This is a genomic window from uncultured Empedobacter sp. (assembly GCF_937930195.1).
GTDB classification, from domain to species: domain Bacteria; phylum Bacteroidota; class Bacteroidia; order Flavobacteriales; family Weeksellaceae; genus Empedobacter; species Empedobacter stercoris.
The window spans coordinates 1-20,495 of sequence record NZ_CALGVK010000176.1 but is presented as its reverse complement, the minus strand read 5'-3'; the positions used below and the strand labels follow the sequence as shown (position 1 = coordinate 20,495).

23 protein-coding genes are annotated in these 20,495 nt (G+C 33.1%); 4 read left to right on the top strand and 19 right to left on the bottom strand.

All coding sequences use genetic code 11. The features are described 5' to 3' along the window. Window positions 1–1,700 (bottom strand): long-chain fatty acid--CoA ligase (locus tag Q0616_RS10445; RefSeq protein ID WP_298776877.1); only part of this gene is annotated, 1,700 nt, incomplete at its 3' end. A 138-nt stretch (window positions 1,701–1,838) separates the two neighbouring features. On the opposite strand from Q0616_RS10445, the gene Q0616_RS10440 reads away from it, so the two are divergent. After that, on the top strand, window positions 1,839–2,417 hold the full coding sequence (locus Q0616_RS10440; RefSeq protein ID WP_298776876.1) for a DUF6642 family protein: 579 nt from the start codon (window positions 1,839–1,841) through the stop codon (window positions 2,415–2,417). Between the two features lie 38 nt (window positions 2,418–2,455). Here Q0616_RS10440 and Q0616_RS10435 read toward each other — a convergent pair whose 3' ends face one another. From Q0616_RS10435 to Q0616_RS10415, 5 genes are all read right to left on the bottom strand, one after another. Continuing rightward, window positions 2,456–2,902, bottom strand: coding sequence for a VOC family protein (locus Q0616_RS10435; RefSeq protein WP_225541972.1), 447 nt, complete (start codon window positions 2,900–2,902; stop codon window positions 2,456–2,458). A 30-nt stretch (window positions 2,903–2,932) separates the two neighbouring features. Beyond that, window positions 2,933–3,589 carry a DUF2461 domain-containing protein gene (locus Q0616_RS10430; RefSeq protein WP_298776875.1) on the bottom strand — a complete coding sequence of 219 codons (657 nt, stop codon included), beginning with the start codon at window positions 3,587–3,589 and terminating at the stop codon, window positions 2,933–2,935. A 3-nt stretch (window positions 3,590–3,592) separates the two neighbouring features. After that, on the bottom strand, window positions 3,593–4,057 hold the full coding sequence (locus Q0616_RS10425) for a DUF1801 domain-containing protein (protein WP_298776874.1): 465 nt from the start codon (window positions 4,055–4,057) through the stop codon (window positions 3,593–3,595). Window positions 4,058–4,116: 59 nt separating this feature from the next. Beyond that, window positions 4,117–4,572: a hypothetical protein gene (locus tag Q0616_RS10420; RefSeq protein ID WP_298776873.1), complete on the bottom strand. Its 456-nt coding sequence runs from the start codon at window positions 4,570–4,572 to the stop codon at window positions 4,117–4,119. A 369-nt stretch (window positions 4,573–4,941) separates the two neighbouring features. Continuing rightward, window positions 4,942–5,958, bottom strand: coding sequence for a hypothetical protein (locus Q0616_RS10415; RefSeq protein WP_225541968.1), 1,017 nt, complete (start codon window positions 5,956–5,958; stop codon window positions 4,942–4,944). A 94-nt stretch (window positions 5,959–6,052) separates the two neighbouring features. Here Q0616_RS10415 and glsA point away from each other — a divergent pair, with 94 nt between their 5' ends. Genes glsA through Q0616_RS10400 form a run of 3 tightly spaced genes read left to right on the top strand, consistent with a single transcriptional unit; the run spans window position 6,053 to window position 9,497 of the window. Continuing rightward, window positions 6,053–7,081 (top strand): glutaminase A, encoded by a 1,029-nt coding sequence (gene glsA, locus Q0616_RS10410; protein WP_171622493.1) that lies wholly within the window; start codon window positions 6,053–6,055, stop codon window positions 7,079–7,081. A 12-nt stretch (window positions 7,082–7,093) separates the two neighbouring features. Then, window positions 7,094–7,801 carry a peptidylprolyl isomerase gene (locus Q0616_RS10405; RefSeq protein ID WP_298776868.1) on the top strand — a complete coding sequence of 236 codons (708 nt, stop codon included), beginning with the start codon at window positions 7,094–7,096 and terminating at the stop codon, window positions 7,799–7,801. A 49-nt stretch (window positions 7,802–7,850) separates the two neighbouring features. Further along, entirely contained in the window at window positions 7,851–9,497 is a 1,647-nt protein-coding gene (locus tag Q0616_RS10400) for a B12-binding domain-containing radical SAM protein (RefSeq protein ID WP_298776866.1), read from the top strand. Window positions 9,498–9,534: 37 nt separating this feature from the next. Here the strand turns inward: Q0616_RS10400 and Q0616_RS10395 are convergent, their stop codons facing one another. The 13 genes from Q0616_RS10395 to Q0616_RS10335 form a co-directional block, all read right to left on the bottom strand. Beyond that, on the bottom strand, window positions 9,535–9,969 hold the full coding sequence (locus Q0616_RS10395) for an FKBP-type peptidyl-prolyl cis-trans isomerase (protein WP_171622490.1): 435 nt from the start codon (window positions 9,967–9,969) through the stop codon (window positions 9,535–9,537). A gap of 115 nt (window positions 9,970–10,084) precedes the next feature. Further along, complete coding sequence (locus Q0616_RS10390) at window positions 10,085–10,840, bottom strand: enoyl-CoA hydratase/isomerase family protein (RefSeq protein WP_171622489.1); 756 nt, start codon at window positions 10,838–10,840, stop codon at window positions 10,085–10,087. Between the two features lie 70 nt (window positions 10,841–10,910). Beyond that, the gene (paaZ, locus tag Q0616_RS10385; protein WP_298776863.1) at window positions 10,911–12,962 is read right to left on the bottom strand and encodes a phenylacetic acid degradation bifunctional protein PaaZ; all 2,052 of its coding nucleotides are present in this window, start codon (window positions 12,960–12,962) and stop codon (window positions 10,911–10,913) included. A 113-nt stretch (window positions 12,963–13,075) separates the two neighbouring features. Next, a complete protein-coding gene (locus Q0616_RS10380; RefSeq protein ID WP_298776862.1) occupies window positions 13,076–13,669 on the bottom strand; it encodes a transferase hexapeptide repeat family protein in 594 nt (197 codons plus the stop codon). A gap of 156 nt (window positions 13,670–13,825) precedes the next feature. Continuing rightward, complete coding sequence (gene pcaF, locus Q0616_RS10375) at window positions 13,826–15,031, bottom strand: 3-oxoadipyl-CoA thiolase (protein ID WP_298776860.1); 1,206 nt, start codon at window positions 15,029–15,031, stop codon at window positions 13,826–13,828. 66 nt (window positions 15,032–15,097) lie between these two features. Beyond that, a complete protein-coding gene (gene paaI / locus Q0616_RS10370; protein WP_171622485.1) occupies window positions 15,098–15,514 on the bottom strand; it encodes a hydroxyphenylacetyl-CoA thioesterase PaaI in 417 nt (138 codons plus the stop codon). A 29-nt stretch (window positions 15,515–15,543) separates the two neighbouring features. Then, a complete protein-coding gene (locus Q0616_RS10365) occupies window positions 15,544–16,701 on the bottom strand; it encodes a 3-hydroxyacyl-CoA dehydrogenase NAD-binding domain-containing protein (RefSeq protein ID WP_171622484.1) in 1,158 nt (385 codons plus the stop codon). Window positions 16,702–16,704: 3 nt separating this feature from the next. Next, window positions 16,705–17,490: an enoyl-CoA hydratase-related protein gene (locus Q0616_RS10360; RefSeq protein WP_298776859.1), complete on the bottom strand. Its 786-nt coding sequence runs from the start codon at window positions 17,488–17,490 to the stop codon at window positions 16,705–16,707. 6 nt (window positions 17,491–17,496) lie between these two features. Beyond that, complete coding sequence (gene paaD, locus Q0616_RS10355; RefSeq protein ID WP_171622482.1) at window positions 17,497–17,985, bottom strand: 1,2-phenylacetyl-CoA epoxidase subunit PaaD; 489 nt, start codon at window positions 17,983–17,985, stop codon at window positions 17,497–17,499. After that, window positions 17,979–18,755, bottom strand: a complete 777-nt coding sequence (gene paaC, locus Q0616_RS10350) for a 1,2-phenylacetyl-CoA epoxidase subunit PaaC (RefSeq protein ID WP_188320060.1) — start codon at window positions 18,753–18,755, stop codon at window positions 17,979–17,981. The genes paaD and paaC overlap by 7 nt, the downstream gene beginning before the upstream one ends. Window positions 18,756–18,758: 3 nt before the next feature. Beyond that, a complete protein-coding gene (gene paaB / locus Q0616_RS10345) occupies window positions 18,759–19,046 on the bottom strand; it encodes a 1,2-phenylacetyl-CoA epoxidase subunit PaaB (protein ID WP_171622480.1) in 288 nt (95 codons plus the stop codon). 4 nt (window positions 19,047–19,050) lie between these two features. Beyond that, entirely contained in the window at window positions 19,051–20,016 is a 966-nt protein-coding gene (gene paaA / locus Q0616_RS10340; RefSeq protein ID WP_260543050.1) for a 1,2-phenylacetyl-CoA epoxidase subunit PaaA, read from the bottom strand. A gap of 21 nt (window positions 20,017–20,037) precedes the next feature. After that, window positions 20,038–20,472, bottom strand: a complete 435-nt coding sequence (locus tag Q0616_RS10335) for a 2Fe-2S iron-sulfur cluster-binding protein (protein ID WP_298776854.1) — start codon at window positions 20,470–20,472, stop codon at window positions 20,038–20,040. Window positions 20,473–20,495: the final 23 nt, after the last annotated feature.

Genomic DNA, 20,495 nt, shown 5'->3' with positions numbered 1-20,495 from the left:
GTTGGTGTTAATTCACCTGCTTCAATCGTAAATTCGTAGGGAAGTAAATGAAATTTTTTGATTTTTTCCCAATTACCAAAATTGACATTTAATTTATTGATTTCGTTTGCAAGCAATTCCTGAATTTTAGGATGTTTTATAAATTCATCTCGTGATAAATTTAGAATAGAAGGTTCATTTTGTTTAGCCCATTCTAAACAATTCTCGTACAACGGAACAATTAAAGCTGAAGGAAATTTTCGTCCTTCTCCAACCACCATTATTTGTTCAATAAAAATAGATTCTGACAATAATTTCTCGATTTGTTGCGGTACAATATATTTTCCACCAGAAGTCTTGAACATTTCTTTTTTGCGATCAATGATTTTCAAAAACTTTCCATCAACCCATTCACCAATATCTCCTGTATACAACCATCCATCTTTTAGTACTTCTGCCGTTGCTTCAGGATTCTTATAATAACCTTGCATGATATTTTTTCCTTTTGCAAGAATTTCTCCATCTTCGGCTAATTTAATTTCAATATCAATCAAAGGCAAACCAACTGTACCGATTCTCATTCCACGTTTTATACAGTTTACAGACAAACATGGTCCAGCCTCAGTTAATCCATATCCTTCGTAAATTGGAATACCAGCTGCTAAGTACAATTTTAATAAACGCGTTTGCAAGGTTGCGCTTCCTGTTGCAACACCTTTTATGTTTCCTCCAAGTGCTGCTTTCCATTTTGAAAAAATTAATTTGCGCGCAATTTTTAATTGAAATTTGTACAAAGAAGAAAGTTTTGATTCGTCTAAATCATATTTTTCTCCTAATGAAATAGCCCAGAAAAACAGTTTTCGTTTTACACCCGTTAACTCTTCTCCTTTTGACATAATTCTATCATATACCTTCTCTAAAACTCTTGGAACTGCCGAAAAAATATGAGGTTGAACTTCTTTCAAATCTTGACCAATAGTATCCATTGATTGTGCAAAATAAATTGACAATCCCATTTTGATATACACGTACTGAAATACACGTTCGTACGCATGACAAGCAGGCAAAAAAGACAACGCTTTATCATAAGCTTGTACTGGAAAAGAATATTCAGAACTGTTTACATCAGCTAATAAATTTTCGTGAGAAAGCATCACACCTTTTGGGTTTCCCGTTGTACCAGATGTGTAAATTAAAGTTGCTAAATCTGTTGTTTTTACTTTATCCATAGAGGTTTGAAGGGTTTCATCAGAAACTGAAATTCCTTTCGAAACTAATTCGATCCAATTTGGTGTATGCGGATAGGTATTAAATGTATAAACTTGTTCAAGATTTGGTACTCTATCTTTTAAACCTAATAATCGTTGGTACAAAAGATCATTGCTAACAATACAAAGTTTTATTTCTGCATCATTCAAAATAAACTCGTAATCGTTGTCCGAAATATTTGGGTAAATAGCGACAACTACTGCTCCTATTTGTTGAATTGCAAAATCGACTAAATTCCACTCCAAACGATTTTCACTTATCAAAGCTACTTTATCATTAGGTTGAACACCATTTGCAATAAGACCTTTTGAGATATTATTTACGCGATTAATAAAATCGGTCGTTGAAATTCCCTTCCATTCATCATTTTCTTTGTAATTAAAAATAGTAATGTTTGGTGTATTTTTCTCTTGAAATCGTGGTAAATCGAATACTCTTTGTGGTTGTTTCATTCTCTTGAAATAAGAATACAAAGTTCGACTATTTCTCGGTTTTTGAAAAGAAAAAGAATTTTCTTTCATAAAATTTCAGAATTTTTAATGGTTGTAAATAATCGTAAGAATTGTAAATTAGTCAAAATTTATATTCAAATGGAGCTTGATCATTACAGAGACGAAGAAGGTTTTAAATTATTTTGTTTAGAAAGTGTAGACGATATAGAGGAGCAAAACGATTCTCAATTGTTAGGTTTTTTAGAACATTTAGCACGAGAATTTCACATTACAAATGTTTACAAGACGACTGATAGTTTTGAAGGTTTAGAAGAAAGTCTCAATAATTTACTTTATCATGACAACTATTTCAGAGAATATAAACTCATTTATTTAGTAGTTGAAGGAGAGGGAAATCAAATCCTGATAGACGATTATTACTACAGTTTAGAAGAAATAGCTGAACTATTTCAAGGAAAATTATCAAATAAAATTGTTCATTTTGCCAATACAATGAATTTGGATTTGGAAGATGAAAGTTTTCAATATTTTATCGATGTTACAGGTGCAAAAGCGTTGTCGGGATATATAAATTCATCTCCAATTCTCAGTACAATTTTGGATCAATATTATTTTTGTTTAGCCAAAGAAATTGATGACGAAGAAGAATTGGTGCATGCTTTGTTTGATAAACATTCTACTTTAGCCCTTAAATTAGGATTTAGATTATACCATTAAAAAAACTCTCCTAAAGAGGAAAGTTTTTTACTATTTCGTTACATCTGCTGAGCCTTATTTCCTTCAAAATGAATCATCCAAGGAATTCCAAATTGATCTATAAATGATGCAAATAATTCCGCAAAAAACTGTTCGCCTAAAGGCATTTCCATTACTTTTGCATGTACAGATAATCGATCATATAATTTCTTAGCTTCATCAGCAGTCTCTGCATCTAACATAACATAAGAGTTATTTCCTTGTACATATTTCTGTCCAAATTCTTCTACAATATCTGATCCCATAAGCATTGTTGATTCATTGATCAATAGAGCAGTATGCATTACTTTATCTTTTGCATTTTCTGGTAATTGGAAATCTGGACTTGCAGGCATATCTCCCATTTTATGCATTCCAATATTTTGCGTATCAAAAACAGTTTCATAAAATTTGAAAGCTTCTTCGCAATTTCCATTAAAATTTAAATAAGCGTGTACTTTAGCCATAATAATTTATATTTTTTTGTGATTATTTATTTAAAATAAAGGTTGACCATTTTCGTCAGTAGTTAAAACCTCGGTCATATAATTTAGAAAAGGTTGTAAAACTTGTATTGATTTTGCAACTTTTTTCGGAAAATCTTCTGCTAATACTTCTTCATCTGTAAAATTTTTAATGAACAAATATTGTTTTTTACGGAGTAAAGCAATTCGTTCATGATCTTTCGAAAAGCCTTTTGGTGCAGACTTCACTTCCTCTCCTTGCATTTCACCAAATTCTTTGATAAGTGTTTTAGATTGTAAAATCTTTTCCAATTCATCGGAAACTTCAATATCTTTTCTGATTCGAAATAGATCATCTCGTTCTGGTCCCCAAAATCCTATTCCAATAAAATTATGATTCGGTTGAATATGAAAATAATATCCACCTCTATTGTGTGGTTTTTTACGACCCGATTGTGCTGAAAAATGTATTTTATATGGCGTTTTATCATTCGAAAAACGAACATCTCTATAAATTCTATAAATTTTCAGTGGTTCTAATTCTTCCTTTTTACTTAATTCTTGGTAAATCGCATTGAAGATTAAATCAGCTTCAGCTTTTGCGGTATCAAATTCATTTTTATGTGTATTAAACCAATCACGGTTATTGTTTTTTTCTAATTGTTTTAAAAAATTAGTGATGTTTGACATGTATTATTTATTTCGAGTTAGAAGATTTTTTTCATAAGTTGCTATCCATTGATCTGGCGTAATTTTAGATGCTAATTTGCCAATTAAATCATACGGAATATCATCTGTTTTTTTGAATCGAATACAGCTTTTTCCCATATCCAATTTTCTTTTTGCATGTTTTGGATATTCTTCTATAAACCAATTTAATAACTTTTCATCCGAATAAATTCCCATATGATACAACGCAATAAAATTCTTTTGTGAAGCTAATCCAATAAAAGGTAAAGGAGATGTTGGATCGCAATGATAGCCATTTGGATACATCGAATGAGGCACAACAAACCCTAGATGACCATAACTTATTTGTTCTTCAAACCCGTTAGGTAAATTCATTTTCAAGGTTTCATATATTTTTTTTACAGTTTCTTTTCTTTCTGGAGGAATAATTTCAAAATATTCATCTAATGTCGAGACTTCGTATTGCATTATTTCGGTATTAATTGTACTATTTCATTAAAACTCTTGATATAAATTAATTAGAAAGTTTAATCTTCACAAATTTCTTTCAATTTTCGCAACGCTCTCAACCACATTTCCCTCATTTGTATTTCAGAAAAAATTGTTTCTTCTACATCAATGGAACAGATTAAACGCGTGTGTCCTTCTATATTTTCGAACTTATAAGATTCTTCATTATTTTTCCAAGAATCAATTTCAGGACCATCAAAAACCTCTTGTCCATTTTCTTTTAACATTCCGATATGCCTCATTTTGATTGATTCTCCTAATTTATTTTCTTCTATTTTAGCGATCATTGCAGCTGTACCTTTTTCAGTTTTATAGGTAAAATATACATTCGAACCTTCGGACCAATCACCTTTATAATCTGAATTTTCGCTAAAAGGTTTTGTCCAAATTCTATACGAATCTGGCGCTAACATGATTTTGTGCACATGTTTTGGTTGTGCATAAATGACTTCGGTAAATGATACTTTTTTCATAATAATTATGTATTTGTTAATCCAAAACTGTTTCGACAGGTTTTTCTACAATTACTACCTGTAATGCACAATTTTTCTGGTTGAAAAAGCGATAAAATAGTTATTCATTTTAAAAGGATTTATAATCGCATCGAAAACTTCATGTGGTAGTTTTTGAATTTGAATAGATGCTTTTGTAGTTAAGTTCATATCCTTAAAATTTAGACTAACTAATTTAATCAAAAAAAGTATTTAATTTTCGATATCATAGAAAAAACATTTAACTATTATTAAATTCTGATTTCAATAATTTACTTTTCTATCAAAAAATTAGAATAAATATGAAAATATATCAATAGAAACTCATATTTTATTTCGATCTTAAATTTTTTACAACGTAACTTTAGCTATTTTTCCTTTATTTCCAACTAAAATTACATATTTTTTGTCCGGTGAAACAGTACACGTATTGTAACTATCTTTAGTAATATTTACCCAATTATGTCCTCCATCGGTAGAATAGTCAACTCCAGAATAGCCACAAACTAAAACTTTATCTTTAGAAATTATTGTTACACCAGATTTATATCCAATAGGATATTTCCATGAATCTTGAAAAGAAATTTTCCCATTTATCATTTTAAATTTATAAAAATTATAGCTTGAATCTTCTGGTTTCATAAAATCACCTCCTACCAAATAACCCACATTATTCGCTGCGTCATAAGCCATTCCATTTATTCCAGAAGTCGTACTTTTAGTTTTTTCCAACGCATACATTTGTCCACCTTTTGGTGTGTAATAATACAAATTAGACAATTCTCCACCCGTAACTATTAACGTTTGTTTTGTATCAACATACAAATTACTTCCACTCGATGCAAAAAAAGCTTCTTTTGGATTTTTCAATCTTAAAGATTGACCGTGAAGCGATTTAGCAACCTCCCATTTTGTAGGATTTGTCATCGTAGAAGTTAAGACAAATGGTTTATCTGGAGACATAGGATCGCCCAAAACAGTAATCTTTTTAGAATTTTTATCCACATAAATGGCATCTAAAAAAATTCCTTTTTCATTATTTTCATAAACTTTATTCCACGTATGACCACCATCTTTCGTTTGTAAAATATAAGCAGGAGAATCGATTCCTAAAGCCAAATAATTACCTTTACTTAAAACTTCAATATCCCTGAAATCTCTATTCTCTACAACTTTCGGGTTGATCCAAGTAAACGTTTTTCCTCCGTCAATTGTTTTTCCAATGGTATTTTTAGAACCCGAGACTACAAATGTTTTAGCATCCTGAAAAGCTAAACCTCTGTAACTTACGTCTAAATTTTCTTCATTAATGATTTGATACGTTTGTGCAAAAGAAAGGCTCGAAAGCAATAGGAGAATATATTTCATGTATTATAATTTTTGATTAAACATTTATATAAAGCTATTTTAACTAAACGAATCAACCAAATATTTTTTAAGTTTGTGTTTTAGTAAAATATAAATGAAACGATATACATTTTCAACACTACTTTTAAGTTTAACCTTAACGTGTTTTAATCCAATTAATCAACAGGTTTTTGGGCAAAAAACAACAATAAATACAGGAAAAAGTTTACAAATTACTGAAAATGCATTAACTACGATTCTCGAAAAAAATAGAGCAAATTATAAAGAAGGAAAAGTTGCTGATTATATTCCTGAACTTGGAAAAATGAAAGCAGATAAAATTGCCTTTTCTGTGGTTGATGAAAATGGAAAAGTGATCAATGTTGGCGATGTTAATCAAAAATTTACCATTCAAAGTATTTCTAAAATCATTGCTTTAATGATTGCAGTTTCTGAAAAAGGAGAAGAAAATGTATTTTCTAAAATGGGATATTATGGAACAAATATGCCTTTTAATCATTTTGCGAATCTCGAAACAACTGGAAAACCATTAAATCCAATGATGAATGCAGGTGCAATTTTAACCACTTCTATGATTGATGGTGAAGGAGAAATTCCTTTTCAAAAAATTCTTAAAATGGTTCGTTATATCACCAAAAATAATTCGATAGATTATAGTAAATCAGTTTACAATTCTGAAAAAGAAACAGGACATCGAAACCGTGGAATGTTTTATTTGATGAAAAACAATGGATTGATTGAAGGTGATGAAGAAAAATTAAACAATTATTTCAAACAATGTTCTATCGAAATAACAACTGAAGATTTAGCTAAAATTGGTTATTTCTTTGCACATCAATGCACACGTTTTGATGGTGATACTACTTACAAAAACGCTCAGATTTCACAATTAATTCAATCGCAAATGTTAACTGCCGGTATGTATGAATTTAGTGGTGAATATGCACGAACTGTTGGTTTACCAAGTAAATCGGGTGTTGGTGGAGGAATTACAGTTTCTGTACCAAATAAAATAGGAATTGGCGTTTTCAGTCCAGCGTTAGACAAACACGGAAATTCTGCTGCAGGTTATCACATGATTTTAGATTTAGTGAAACAATATAATTTAAGTTTATTTCAATAATTTATATCAACCATGAATTTTCAATTTATAAAAAATATTGCACTCGGAATTGGATTATCATTTTCGAGTTTTGTTTCTGCACAAACATATATCTTAAAATTCAAAACAAATTACGGAAAATTTGATGTGATGCTGTACGATTTCACGCCAAAACACAGGGATTTAATTTTAAGTGAAATAAACAAAGGAACATATACTAATGCTCAATTTAACCGAGTTGTAAAAAATTTTGTGATACAAGGTGGAGAATTAGACGATCCTATTTTGGCAAGAGAAGCTGAAAATCCTGAGCAAAAGCCAATTCGTTTAGCTCCTGAATTTAATCCAAAAGCTTTTCATAAAATTGGTGCATTAGGCGCTGGTCGAGATGACAATAAAGAAAAAGGATCGTACTATAATCAACTCTATTTTGTAGTTGGAAAGATAATTACAGCAAAGGAATTGGATGATTTAGAAAATAAAAAAGGAATTAAATATACAGCTGAACAACGTGCTGAATATCTGAAGAATGGTGGTTTACCACGTTTGGATCATGATTACACAGTTTTTGGTGAAATTACAAAGGGATTGGATAACGCAATAAAAATAAGTGAAGTCGAAACTCAAGACGAATTGCCATTAAAACCAGTTATATTTTCAATTAAAGTGAAGCACAAAAAAACACCTTCTAAATACAATAAAACAAGTATTTCTTTGGGTGGTACAGCAATCGGTTTTTAATTATCCAAGACATTAATAATTGTTTATTTTTGCACGACAATACAATTTTATGCAACCATCAATTTTATTAACGACTTTAAACGCAAAATACATTCATCTCAATTTGGCGATTCGTATTCTTTACGATTTGAACCATCATCGTGGCAATATTTATTGGAAAGAATTTACGATAAAATCCGACTTTGATGATGTTGCTGAAAAATGCGCTAAATATAATATTGTTTGTTTTAGTTGTTACATCTGGAATATCACGCAGACATTAGAAGTTTGTAAACGTATTAAGCAAGTTTCACCTGAAACCAAAATTTTACTTGGCGGTCCTGAAGTTAGTTACGAATATGATGATGTAATTGCAAATAATTATATCGATTATATTATTGTAGGTGAAGGTGAAATACCTTTTGAAGAATTTGTTTCGAACTATCCAACAATTGATAATGTTCCAAATTTAGTTTATAAAAAAGAAAACGAAGTTGTTTTTAATGCACAAAACATTCAGTTTGATATTAATCGATTAGAGGGTCGAAATCCTTATCAATACGATCATCCTGCGGATTTGGAAAAGAAGGTTTGTTACATCGAAACTTCTCGTGGATGTCCATATAAATGCGAGTTCTGTTTAGCCAGTTTAGACAATAAAATGCGCTATTTGCCAATGGAAACCATCAAAGAGAATTTGTTGTATCTCATGAAACATGGAAAAACGATTAAGTTTTTGGACAGAACATTTAATATAAAACGTGATTTTACGATCGAATTATTTCAATTTATTTTAGATAATTATCGAGAAGGAAATGTTTTTCAGTTCGAGATCACAGCCGATATTGTTCATCCAGATATTATTAAATTCATCAACGAAAAAGTTCCAAAAAATCTTTTCCGTTTTGAAATCGGTATTCAAACTGTTAATCAACAAAGTAACCGAGAAGTTTCGCGTAAGCAGAACTTTGAAAAAACATCGAATGTTATCAATCAATTGAAAGATCGAATTGAGATGCATTTAGATTTGATTGTTGGTTTACCTTTAGAGTATATTGATGATTTGAAATTTAGTTTCGAAGAAACATTCAAACTTTACCCACCAGAACTGCAATTAGGTTTTTTGAAGTTTTTAAAAGGTACACCAGTCCGTCAAAAATATGAGAAATATGGTTACCAATTTGATCCACTTCCGCCCTATCAAATTGTAAAAAGTGATTTTTTAAGTGAGCAAGATTTAGCGAATATTACGGGTTTAGAAAATGCTTTAGAAATTTATTGGAACAAACCGAGAACGCCAGAAACCTTAAAATATATCGCTCAAAAATATTCTATTTTCGACTTTTTATTGGGATTAGGTCAGTATTTTGAGCAACATCATCTATTTCACAAACATACGTTGAATGATGTGTATCAAACGATCTATGATTTTGCTAAAACATTTTCAAACGATAAGATGATCTTAGAATTAATTGCGATTGATTACTACAGTTTCCATAAATCAAAACCAAAAGATTTGTTTGAAATGGAACAAAAAATTGAAAACGATTTGAGCGAAATTGCTTCGCATCCAAAAAGTAAATTTGTTTCGATTCCGATTTCATTTCATTACCCAAATTGGAAAGAAAATAATCAAATTGAACAAACTCAAGAAAATTGGTTGATCGAATTTATAGGAACCTCGCATAATATCATTCACTGCGAAGTTTTTGAATAAAACTAAAAAAGATGTCTTTACAGACATCTTTTTTAGTTTATAAAATTCCCATTAACTCTACTTCGAAAATCATCGTAGAAAAAGGGCCTAATTCTTTTGATATTTCACGGTCTTTATAGCCTAATTCTGGTTTTACAACAAACCTAAACTTACTACCAACAGGCATTAATTGCACACCTTCTGCCCAACCTTTAATCACATTTTCCAAAGGAAAAGCTGCAGGTTTTTTGCGTTGTACCGAACTGTCAAAAACTTCTCCGTTGATATTTGTTCCATGATAATGACATAAAACGGTATCAGACAAAGTTGGTTTTACACCTTCTCCCAACGTGATTACTTCGTATAATAATCCACTTTCGGTTTCAGTAACACCTTCTTTTAATTTATATTCTTCTCGAAAAGCCAAACCTTCAGTTTTGTTCTTTTCGATTAATTCTTGTTTACGTTTTAATAATAATTCTGCTACTCCCATACCACAAAGTTAAAAGGAATATTTTAAATATATTATCGAAATAATACATCTAAACAAATAAAAATATAATTTTTAGAATTGTAAAACTCAGATGAAATATAATTAAAGTAAGGTTTTATTTTGATTTAAATTGATTAATTGCGTTGATTGTAAATTCTGATAAAACTAATTCACCCGAAATTTTTGCTCTTTCGATTAATAATTCGTTCCAATTTTCTGTTCCTTCCCAAGAAACACGTTTTAAGTGTTTCATCGCTTCTGGATTAGAATTGGCTAATTTTTTGGCTAAAATTTGGATTCCTTCGTCCATTTCTTCTGCATTTGCATAGACTTCTGCGTATAAACCTTTTTCTTTTGCCCATTCCGCAGACTGAAATTCTGTTGCATTAATTGCCATTTGCGTAAAAGCAGAAGTACCTACTTTACGTTCTACAGCTGGTCCTACTACGAAAGGTCCAATCCCTACCGCTAATTCAGATAATTTAACGGCAGCAAAATCTGTTGCAAACGTGTAATCAGCAGCTGAAGCAATACCAACTCCTCCTCCAACAGCTTTTCCTTGAATACGTGCTAAAACAAATTTTGGTGCTTGACGAATTGCATTAATCACATGTGCAAATCCAGAGAAAAACTCTAAACCTGTTTCACGATCTTTAATTGAAATTAATTCATCAAATGATGCTCCAGCACAAAATGTACGGTCACCAGCACTTTTTAAAACGATAACTTTCACTGCTTCATCGTTTCCTAATTTTTCAATTTCAGCAGCTAAATTTCTTAACTGAGTACCTGGCATCGAATTACTTTGTGGGTGAAAAAATTCGATTGTACCAATTCCGTTTTGTATATCTGATTTTACGTAAGCTTCCATTATATAATGTGATAATATGTTAATGAGACAATTAGCTAATTTACCAAATTATCTCATTAACGAATTAATTTTAGTCTTGATTTAATTTTTTAACCATTGTTAAGATAGTTGCGATACCAACAGTTTCACCTGTTTGGTCGTAGATATCCACTAACCAACGAACGATTCCTTTTGCAATATCGTTTTCGTCTTTTTTCTCTTGTTCTATTTTCTCTTTACATGTAAAACGAACGCCAATAGTTGTTCCTGGATAAACAGGTTTCACAAAACGACACTCGTCTACACCATAGTTTAATAAAACTGGTCCTTTTTTGGCTAATACGAATAAACCTGCCGCTTTCGACAATAAATAATAACCGTGCGCAACATTTTGTTCAAAAACTGTCCCTTCTAAAGAAGTTGCATCAACGTGAGCATAGAAATTATCTCCTGATAAAGCTGCAAAGGCATTGATATCTGATTGCTGAACTGTATGTTTTGATGTAATTAACGTATCACCTACTTTAATTTCTTCAAAATGTTTAGCAAATGGATGTTTATCTTCTTCGATATAATCTGCACCATATTGATATTGTTGAGTGACAGCTGTTAATTTGTTTGGAGAACCTTGGAGTGCTGTACGTTGCATATAATGGAATACACCACGTTTTCCACCCATTTCTTCTCCTCCACCTGCACGACCTGGACCTCCGTGTACTAATAATGGAAGTGGAGAACCGTGACCAGTTGATTCTTTGATACATTCAGCATCTAAAATTACGATACGACCATGTAAAGAACTTGCATTTAAAACAAATTCAGTTGCGACATCATTATCTGCTGTTACAATAGAACACACTAACGAACCTTTCCCCATACGAACTAACTCAACTGCTTCTGCAGTTCCGTTGTAAGGTATAATTGTAGAAACCGGTCCGAATGCTTCGATGTTGTGAACATCAGTTTTATTGAATGGATCGTTGTTGAAGAATAAAATTGGAGAAATGAATGAACCTTTGTTTTTATCCGCTCCTTTTACTTCAAAATTATCTAAGTTTCCAAAAATAATTTCTTGTGATTTAGCTAATTCTTCTACTTTTTCACGTACTTCTTTTACTTGAGCAGCACCAGCTAAAGCGCCCATGCGAACACCTTCTACATTTGGATCCCCAATCGTTGTTGTAGCTAATCGTTGTCCTAAAGCAATTTGAACATCTTCAACTAAATGAGCAGGAACCAATGCACGACGAACTGCTGTACACTTCTGACCAGCTTTTGTAGTCATCTCACGTGTAACCTCTTTGATAAAAATATCAAATTCTGCCGAACCAGGTTGTACATCTTCACCTAATACACATGCGTTAAGTGAGTCTGCTTCTAAGTTAAATGGCACACCTTCTGAAGTAATTCTTTCATGTGCTTTTAACATTTGTCCTGTAGATGCAGAACCAGTAAATGTAACAACATCTTCAGATTCAACGTAATCTAAGATTCCATTTGCAGAACCACTAATTAATTGTAGCGCTCCTTCTGGTAAAATTCCAGATTCAATAATAGCGCGAACTACAGTTTCTGTTAAGAATGATGTAATTGTTGCAGGTTTAACGATTGCAGGCACACCCGCTAAAAAGTTAACCGCAATTTTTTCTAACATTCCCCAAACTGGAAAGTTAAATGCATTAATATGAATTGCAACACCACGTTTTGGTGTTAAAATATGTGTTCCTAAGAATGTCCCGTTTTTAGAGATTTTGTGTGTTTCTCCTTCTACATAAAAAGGTTGATCACCAAATTGACGTCGTAAAGATGCATTCGCAAATAAATTTCCAATACCTCCTTCGATATCAACCCAAGAATCTGCACGTGTTGCTCCTGTTGCCCAAGAAACAGTGTAGAATTCTTCTTTTCTTTCCATTAAGTATAATGCTAATTTTTTTAGCATTAACCCTCTTTCTTGAAAAGTCATTTTACGTAAAGTTGGACCTCCAACCGTACGTGCATAATCCATCATCGCACCGAAATCTAATCCAGCTGATGATGCAGTAGCGATTTCGTCACCCGTAATCGCATTATATAACATTTGCCCTTCAGACGAACCTTTTGTCCATTGTCCTAAAGCATAATTTTCTAATTGATAAGCCATTTTTTTATGTTGTTTGTGTATTTTATTAGTATTGAGATATTAGATTTTAGTAATTAGATAAAGTAAGATGAGATTCTGAATCAAGTTCAGTATGACATTTTACATAATACTTTTTACTTACTTTCGTTCCATGTTTTATAATTCGAAGCCATTGAATCAAAATAATAATCTGGTGCTTCGGTCAAAGGTTCACAAGGTTTTAAACTTTCATGACAATCACTTGGTAATTGCATATATTGTTGTGTACCTTGATCCTTCCACTCAATCATTTGATCAGAAACCTGTTTTACGATTTTAGCAGGATTACCAACAACCACACTTCGGGTCGGAATATGCGTATCTGCTTTTACAAATGCTAAAGCGCCTACAATACATTCATCCTCTACTATTACATTATCCATGACCACAGCGTTCATTCCGACCATACAATTTCTTCCAATTGTAGCGCCATGAATTATTGCGCCATGACCAATATGTGCTTTTTCTTTTAAACGAACCGTTGTTCCTGGAAACATATGAATGGTACAATTTTCTTGCACATTGCAATTATCTTCAATAATAATTTGTCCCCAATCACCTCGTAACGCACAACCTGGCCCAATGTAAACATCTTTACCTATAATTACATTTCCCGTAACTACAGCTTGCGGATGAATAAATGCTGTTGGATGAACGACCGGTTTGTATCCTTTAAATTCGTAAATCATATTTATTAGATTTGAGATATTAGTATTGAGCTATTAGAAATTATTAAAGACATCCTGAATTTATTTCAGAATCATATCAAAATGAATGGGATGTTGAACAAGTTCAACATGACAAATGATTCTGAAAATCTAACTTCTCAATACTAACATCTATTTTTACGCTCTTTCTATAATTGCTGCATATCCTTGTCCTAAACCGATACACATTGTAACCAATGCATAACGTTTTCCTGTCGCTTGTAATTCGTACGCTGCCGAATTTAAGATACGAGAACCTGACATTCCAAGTGGATGACCTAAAGCAATAGCACCACCATTTGGATTGATACGAGAATCATTATCAGCTAAACCTAATGCACGCGTACATGCTAAAGATTGAGCTGCAAATGCTTCATTTAATTCGATGATATCAATATCATTTATCGTTAATCCAGCTTTTTCTAACGCAATTTTAGATGCATTAACTGGTCCAATTCCCATGATACGAGGTTCAACACCTGCAACACCTGAACTTACAATGCGAGCCATTGGTGTTAATCCAAAATCTTTAATCGCTTGTTCAGAAGCTAAAATATTGGCCGCAGCACCATCATTCAATCCAGAAGCATTACCAGCAGTTACAGTACCATCCACTTTAAATGCAGGGCGTAACTTAGATAAAATCTCCATTGTTGTGTTATTTTTCGGGAATTCATCTGTATCAAAAATAATCGCATCACCCTTACGTTGAGGAATAACAACAGGAACAATCTCTTTTGCTAAACGACCATTCGCTTGAGCAGCAGCTGTTTTTTGTTGTGACCAAACCGCGAATTTATCTTGATCTTCACGCGAAATATTATCACGTTCCGCTAAGTTTTCAGCTGTATTACCCATTCCATCAACACCCCACATCTCTTTCATTTTAGGGTTGATAAAACGCCATCCAAAAGTAGAGTCATAAATTTTTGCATCACCACCAAATGGAGAAGCTGATTTTGAAACCACTAAAGGAGCACGTGTCATAGACTCAACACCACCAGAAATCATTAATTGAGCATCACCAACTTGAATTGCTCTTGAAGCAGCAATTGCAGCAGATAAACCTGATGCACATAAACGATTGACTGTTTCACCCGGAACCGTATAAGGTAATCCAGATAATAAAGCTGACATACGTGCAATATTACGATTATCCTCACCTGCTTGATTTGCATTACCTAAGATTACATCATAAAATGCGGCAGGATCAATAGAAGGATTTCTTTTTAATAATTCTGCGATTACCAATGCGCCCATATCGTCTGGACGAACAGCAGATAATCCACCTTTTAATTTACCAATTGGAGTTCTAACTCCATCTATAATATATGTTTGGTTCATTTTTATTTCGTTTAAAGGTTAACGGTTTATGCTTTACGAAAGTCGTTCAGCGTTGACCGTTTAACGTTAAGCTACTTCAATTAAAGGTTTACCTGTTCTAAAGCAAGTTCCTTTAAATAAAGCAATTAACTCGTTATTTTGATTTGTTACTTTAATATCGTAAATACCTGTTCTTTTAGTTGAAGAAACTTCTTGTGATTCAATTGTAAATACATCTCCATCATGCCCAGCTTTTGTAAAAGAAATATGAACGTCTAATGCAACAGATATATTATTGTACATATTACAAGAAAAAGCAAAAGCAGAATCTGCCATTGCAAATGTAATTCCTCCATGAACAGAGCCAACTCCATTCATCATTTCAGGACGAATTTTCGCTTGCAATTTTGCATAGCCTTCTTTTACTTCAATCACTTCAAGACCTAACCATTCGCTAAATTTATCGTGGTCAAGCATTCTATTTAATAACTTTTGTGGTTCCATTTTTTTGTGTGTTCGTATTGTGATAATTTTTAGTAGAATGTTTTGTTTTCTTTCACCATATTACGGATAATAGGGCTCAAACGGTAACGATCTTCATGGTAATAATTGTACAATTCATCTAAATCGTTTTGTACATTTTTGATACCATATTCATCTGCCCATTTCAATAAACCTTTTGGATAATTAACCCCTTTCGTCATCGCTGTATCTAAATCCTCACGATTTGCAATGTTTAAGAATAAAGCATCTGCTGCTTCGTTAATCAACATAACTAAAACACGCTTAAAGATTTTTTCTAATAAAGCTTGATCTTGAGCTGGTGCTTTCTTTTCGATACCTTCGGCATAATTGTAAAATCCACGTCCTGACTTACGACCATAAAATCCTGCTTCGAATAATCTTTTTTGAGAAAAAGATGGTTTAAAACGAGGATCGTAAAAGAATGATTCGAAAACCGATTCTGTAACACGGTAATTTACATCATGACCGATGAAATCCATTAATTCGAAAGGCCCCATACGGAAACCTCCTACAGATGTCATTGCGTAATCAATCGTTTCTGCATCAGCAACACCTTCTTCTAATAAACGAATTGCTTCGCTATAAAATGGACGAGCTACTCGATTGACAATAAATCCAGGCGTATCTTTTGTGATAACAGGTAATTTATTTACAGATTGAATTAACGTTTTAATTTCTTCTGCCAAACCTTCGCGTGTTTGCACAGCTGGAATAATTTCTACTAAAGCCATTAATGGTGCTGGATTGAAAAAATGGATCCCAATCACACGTTCAGGTTTAGAACATGCCGATGCAATAGATGCAATGGATAATGATGAAGTATTTGAAGCTAAAATACAGTCTTTAGAAACAATTTCTTCTACTTGTTTGAAAACCGATTTCTTGATATCTAAATTTTCAATAATTGCTTCAATGATTAAGTCTGCAGATGAAAATGCATCTAAGTTTGCAGCATATTCAATATTAGCTTGAATTTCTTGTGCTTTTTCAGCGGTATATTTTTCTTTAGCGACTAACTTTTCAAACGTTTTTGCTAAGTTTTGTTTTGAACGATCTAATGCGTCTTGGTTAGTGTCATATAAAACAACGGGATGACCTGATTGTGCAAAAACTTGCGCAATACCAGACCCCATTGCTCCACCACCAATAATTCCTATTTTTTTCATGGCTTATTCTCCTTTAAAAACTGGATTTCTTTTTTCTAAAAATGCATCTACACCTTCTTTGTAGTCAGCTGTATTTCCTGCTTTTGCTTGAAAAAGACCTTCTTGTTTTAATTGTTCTTCAATTGAATTTTGAAATGATTGGTTTAATAATTTCTTTGTATAAGCCAATCCTTTTGTAGGTAAATTAGCTAATTTATGAGCAATTTTGGCTACTTCAGCATCAACTGTATCGTCTGCAAAATAATCGTAAATCATTCCGATTTCTTTTGCTTGTTCAGCCGAAACTTTATCAGCTAATAACATTAATGCCGCTGCTCTTTGAAAACCAATTAAACGAGGTAAAAAATAAGTTCCTCCACAATCAGGAATCAAACCAATTTTAGAAAATGCCTGTATGAAGTTAGCAGATTCTTTAGCTACCACTATGTCACAAGCTAAAGCTAAATTTGCTCCCGCTCCGGCAGCAACACCATTTACAGCAGCAACAACTGGTTTGTCCATGTTTCTAATTTTAAGAACCAATGGATTGTAATTTTCGTTGACGATTTTGTTGAAGTCGATTTCTTTTTCATCTAAAACTTCACCTAAATCTTGGCCAGCGCAAAACGCTTTTCCAGTAGCAGTTAATACAACTGCACGAACTGAGGCATCTTGAGCTGCAACATCTAAATGATGTTGTAAGGCTTTAATCATTTCGTGATTAAAACTGTTAAAAACAGAAGGACGATTCAACGTGATCGTAGCAATTCCTCCCTCTTGTGTGTATAGGATTGATGTTGAATTTTCCATAATTTTTTAGTGATGACATTTGAAATAGTCAAACGGTTCGTGGCAACTATTACATTGATACATAGCTTTGCAGGCCGTTGAACCAAATTGACTGATAAGACGCGTATCGTGCGAGCCACATTGTGGACATTCGATATTTTGTTCGTCTGAAAAGAGCGCATCGCTCGAAGGATTTTTTGTTGGAGGCGCAATTCCGTACGCTTTCATTTTTTGTTTTCCTTCTTCAGTCATCCAATCAGTTGTCCACGATGGGCTCAACTGATTGATGACATTGATATTTTTTAATCCTTTCTCTACTAATTTTAGTCGAATAGAAATAGAAATCGCACTCATTGCAGGACAACCAGAGTATGTTGGTGTGATGGTTACATTGACTTTTTCATCTGCTGTAATTTCCACCTTACGTACTACTCCTAAATCAAGTACACTAATCACTGGAATTTCAGGATCAGGAACTTCCTCCAACCATTGCCAAATTTCTTTTTCTGTTACCATTGTAAATTAGGATATGTTCTTTGCATGTATTGTAAGTCAGTTAAGATAAAACCTAAATGTTCTGAATGAACTCCTTCTTTACCTCCTTTTTGTGCAAACGTATTTTCGACATCAGCTTCTATTGTTGCTTCATCCAAAACAGCTTTTACATTGGCTAACCAAGTTGCTTTAAAATCGATTGGATTATCAATTAAACCTTCTTCGATTAATGCTTTTTGATAAGGAGCTAAAATAAATGCTTCACCTACATAAGGTAAAATATCATAAACTGCTTGTTGAATTTTATTGTGAGATTCTTCTGTTCCGTCTCCTAAACGAATCATCCATTCTGCAGACCATTTTAAGTGATATTTCACTTCTTTTAATGATTTTTCAGCGATTGATTGTAATTTAAGATCTTTTACTTTTAAGAATTGCTCTAACAATAATGCATGGTATGAATCGTAAAAAAACTGACGTGCAACTGTATCACCGAAATGTCCGTTTGGTTGCTCTACTAACAATAAATTTTTGTATTCGCGTTCTTCGCGTAACATTGCTAAAGTATCTTCTGTTGTACCATTACCGATCATTTCGGCTGCATAATTGTAATAGTTAGAGGTTTGTCCCAATAAGTCTAAAGCCATATTCGACATAGCGATATCTTGCTCTAAAACTGGTCCATGACCACACCATTCGCATAAACGTTGTGCCAAAATCAGATTTGTATCTGCTAAATGCAAAATAAAATCGATGTAATTTTGGTTGTTTTGATAAACTGTACTTGTCATAAATTACATGTTTTTAATTTCTTCTGGTACTTCATAAAAAGTTGGATGACGATATACTTTGTCTTCCGCAGGATCAAAGAATTGCTCAGATTCATCTGGGTTTGATGCGTGGATATTCACTGATTCTACAACCCAAATACTAACACCTTCTAAACGACGTGTATACACATCGCGCGCATTTTGTAATGCCATTGTAGCATCTGCTGCGTGCAAACTTCCTACATGTTTGTGATCTAATCCTTGTTTACTTCTAATAAATACTTCCCATAAAGGCCAATCTCTATTTTCCATCTTTTTATGCGTTTTTGCGTTGTTCTTTTTCTAATTCTCTTTGTTTTCTTTTTTCGTGGTAAGCTGTTGCTGCATCACGCACCCAAGCTCCTTCGTTGTGTGCATTACGACGTGCGTCTAAACGTTGTTTGTTACATTTTCCGTTTCCTTTAACGACATTCCAGAATTCTTCCCAATCAATTTCTCCGAATTCGTAATGACCTGTTTCTTCATTAAATTTAAGATCTGGATCTGGAATTGTTAAACCTAAATATTCGGCTTGAGGAACAGAAACATCTACGAAACGTTGACGTAATTCATCATTCGAAAAACGTTTAATTCTCCATTTCATTGATAATTCTGAGTTAGATGATTCTTCGTCTTTTGGACCAAACATCATTAATGTAGGCCACCACCAACGATTCATTGCATCTTGCATCATCGCTTTTTGTTCTTCCGAACCACGTGATAACACAACTAACGCTTCGTAACCTTGTCTTTGGTGAAAAGATTCTTCTTTACAAACACGAACCATTGCACGTGCGTAAGGTCCGTAAGAAGTTCTACACAATGGAACTTGATTTAAAATCGCTGCTCCATCAACCAACCATCCAATCATTCCGATATCAGCCCAAGTAAGTGTTGGGTAATTGAAGATTGAAGAATATTTTGCTTTACCAGAATGTAAGTCATTTAAAGTTTGGATACGAGATGTTCCTAATGTTTCTGCTGCACAGTATAAGTATAGACCATGGCCCGCTTCGTCTTGTACTTTCGCTAATAAAATTTTCTTTCTATTTAACGAAGGAGCTCTTGTAATCCAATTTGCTTCTGGTAACATTCCAACAATTTCTGAGTGAGCATGTTGAGAAATTTGTCTAATTAATGTTTTGCGGTATGCTTCTGGCATCCAATCTTTTGGTTCGATACGAACTTCATTTTCAATCTTTTGATCAAAGATTTCTTGAAAATCAATTTCTTTTGCACTCATTTTAAAAGTTTTTAAAGTTGATTATTTGGCATCAAAATCTACCACGACTTCGGCAGAACGAGGATGCGCTTGACACGCTAATACAAAACCTCTTTCTAATTCATCTGGCTCAAGTGAGTAGTTGATGTCCATTTCTACTTCACCTTTCTCTACTTTACACTTACAAGTTGCACAAACACCACCTTTACAAGCGTAAGGTAAATCTGCACCATTTTGTAAAGCCGCATCTAAGATTGTATCGCCGTTGTAACCTAAGTCAATTTGTAAGGCTGTTGCATCTAATTTGATGGTCACTTTACTCATCGTGTCATCCGACTTTTTGACTGCTTTTTGACGTTCAACCTTTTTCGCTTCAGCTGTTGCACTGTAGAATAACTCGAAATGCAAATGTTTTGCATCTACACCTGCTTCTACAAAAGCATCTGGTCTCGCCAGAAGTAGGTAGCCTAACCGCAAGGAGGGCGCTTACCACGGCGGGG

What these genes read in the sequence shown, in the direction of transcription:
- Q0616_RS10440 (WP_298776876.1), top strand. Translation starts at nt 1,839, where the DNA reads ATGGAGCTTGATCATTACAGAGACGAAGAAGGTTTTAAATTATTTTGT.
- Q0616_RS10435 (WP_225541972.1), bottom strand. Translation starts at nt 2,902, where the DNA reads ATGGCTAAAGTACACGCTTATTTAAATTTTAATGGAAATTGCGAAGAA.
- Q0616_RS10430 (WP_298776875.1), bottom strand. Translation starts at nt 3,589, where the DNA reads ATGTCAAACATCACTAATTTTTTAAAACAATTAGAAAAAAACAATAAC.
- Q0616_RS10425 (WP_298776874.1), bottom strand. Translation starts at nt 4,057, where the DNA reads ATGCAATACGAAGTCTCGACATTAGATGAATATTTTGAAATTATTCCT.
- Q0616_RS10420 (WP_298776873.1), bottom strand. Translation starts at nt 4,572, where the DNA reads ATGAAAAAAGTATCATTTACCGAAGTCATTTATGCACAACCAAAACAT.
- Q0616_RS10415 (WP_225541968.1), bottom strand. Translation starts at nt 5,958, where the DNA reads ATGAAATATATTCTCCTATTGCTTTCGAGCCTTTCTTTTGCACAAACG.
- glsA (WP_171622493.1), top strand. Translation starts at nt 6,053, where the DNA reads ATGAAACGATATACATTTTCAACACTACTTTTAAGTTTAACCTTAACG.
- Q0616_RS10405 (WP_298776868.1), top strand. Translation starts at nt 7,094, where the DNA reads ATGAATTTTCAATTTATAAAAAATATTGCACTCGGAATTGGATTATCA.
- Q0616_RS10400 (WP_298776866.1), top strand. Translation starts at nt 7,851, where the DNA reads ATGCAACCATCAATTTTATTAACGACTTTAAACGCAAAATACATTCAT.
- Q0616_RS10395 (WP_171622490.1), bottom strand. Translation starts at nt 9,969, where the DNA reads ATGGGAGTAGCAGAATTATTATTAAAACGTAAACAAGAATTAATCGAA.
- Q0616_RS10390 (WP_171622489.1), bottom strand. Translation starts at nt 10,840, where the DNA reads ATGGAAGCTTACGTAAAATCAGATATACAAAACGGAATTGGTACAATC.
- paaZ (WP_298776863.1), bottom strand. Translation starts at nt 12,962, where the DNA reads ATGGCTTATCAATTAGAAAATTATGCTTTAGGACAATGGACAAAAGGT.
- Q0616_RS10380 (WP_298776862.1), bottom strand. Translation starts at nt 13,669, where the DNA reads ATGATTTACGAATTTAAAGGATACAAACCGGTCGTTCATCCAACAGCA.
- pcaF (WP_298776860.1), bottom strand. Translation starts at nt 15,031, where the DNA reads ATGAACCAAACATATATTATAGATGGAGTTAGAACTCCAATTGGTAAA.
- paaI (WP_171622485.1), bottom strand. Translation starts at nt 15,514, where the DNA reads ATGGAACCACAAAAGTTATTAAATAGAATGCTTGACCACGATAAATTT.
- Q0616_RS10365 (WP_171622484.1), bottom strand. Translation starts at nt 16,701, where the DNA reads ATGAAAAAAATAGGAATTATTGGTGGTGGAGCAATGGGGTCTGGTATT.
- Q0616_RS10360 (WP_298776859.1), bottom strand. Translation starts at nt 17,490, where the DNA reads ATGGAAAATTCAACATCAATCCTATACACACAAGAGGGAGGAATTGCT.
- paaD (WP_171622482.1), bottom strand. Translation starts at nt 17,985, where the DNA reads ATGGTAACAGAAAAAGAAATTTGGCAATGGTTGGAGGAAGTTCCTGAT.
- paaC (WP_188320060.1), bottom strand. Translation starts at nt 18,755, where the DNA reads ATGACAAGTACAGTTTATCAAAACAACCAAAATTACATCGATTTTATT.
- paaB (WP_171622480.1), bottom strand. Translation starts at nt 19,046, where the DNA reads ATGGAAAATAGAGATTGGCCTTTATGGGAAGTATTTATTAGAAGTAAA.
- paaA (WP_260543050.1), bottom strand. Translation starts at nt 20,016, where the DNA reads ATGAGTGCAAAAGAAATTGATTTTCAAGAAATCTTTGATCAAAAGATT.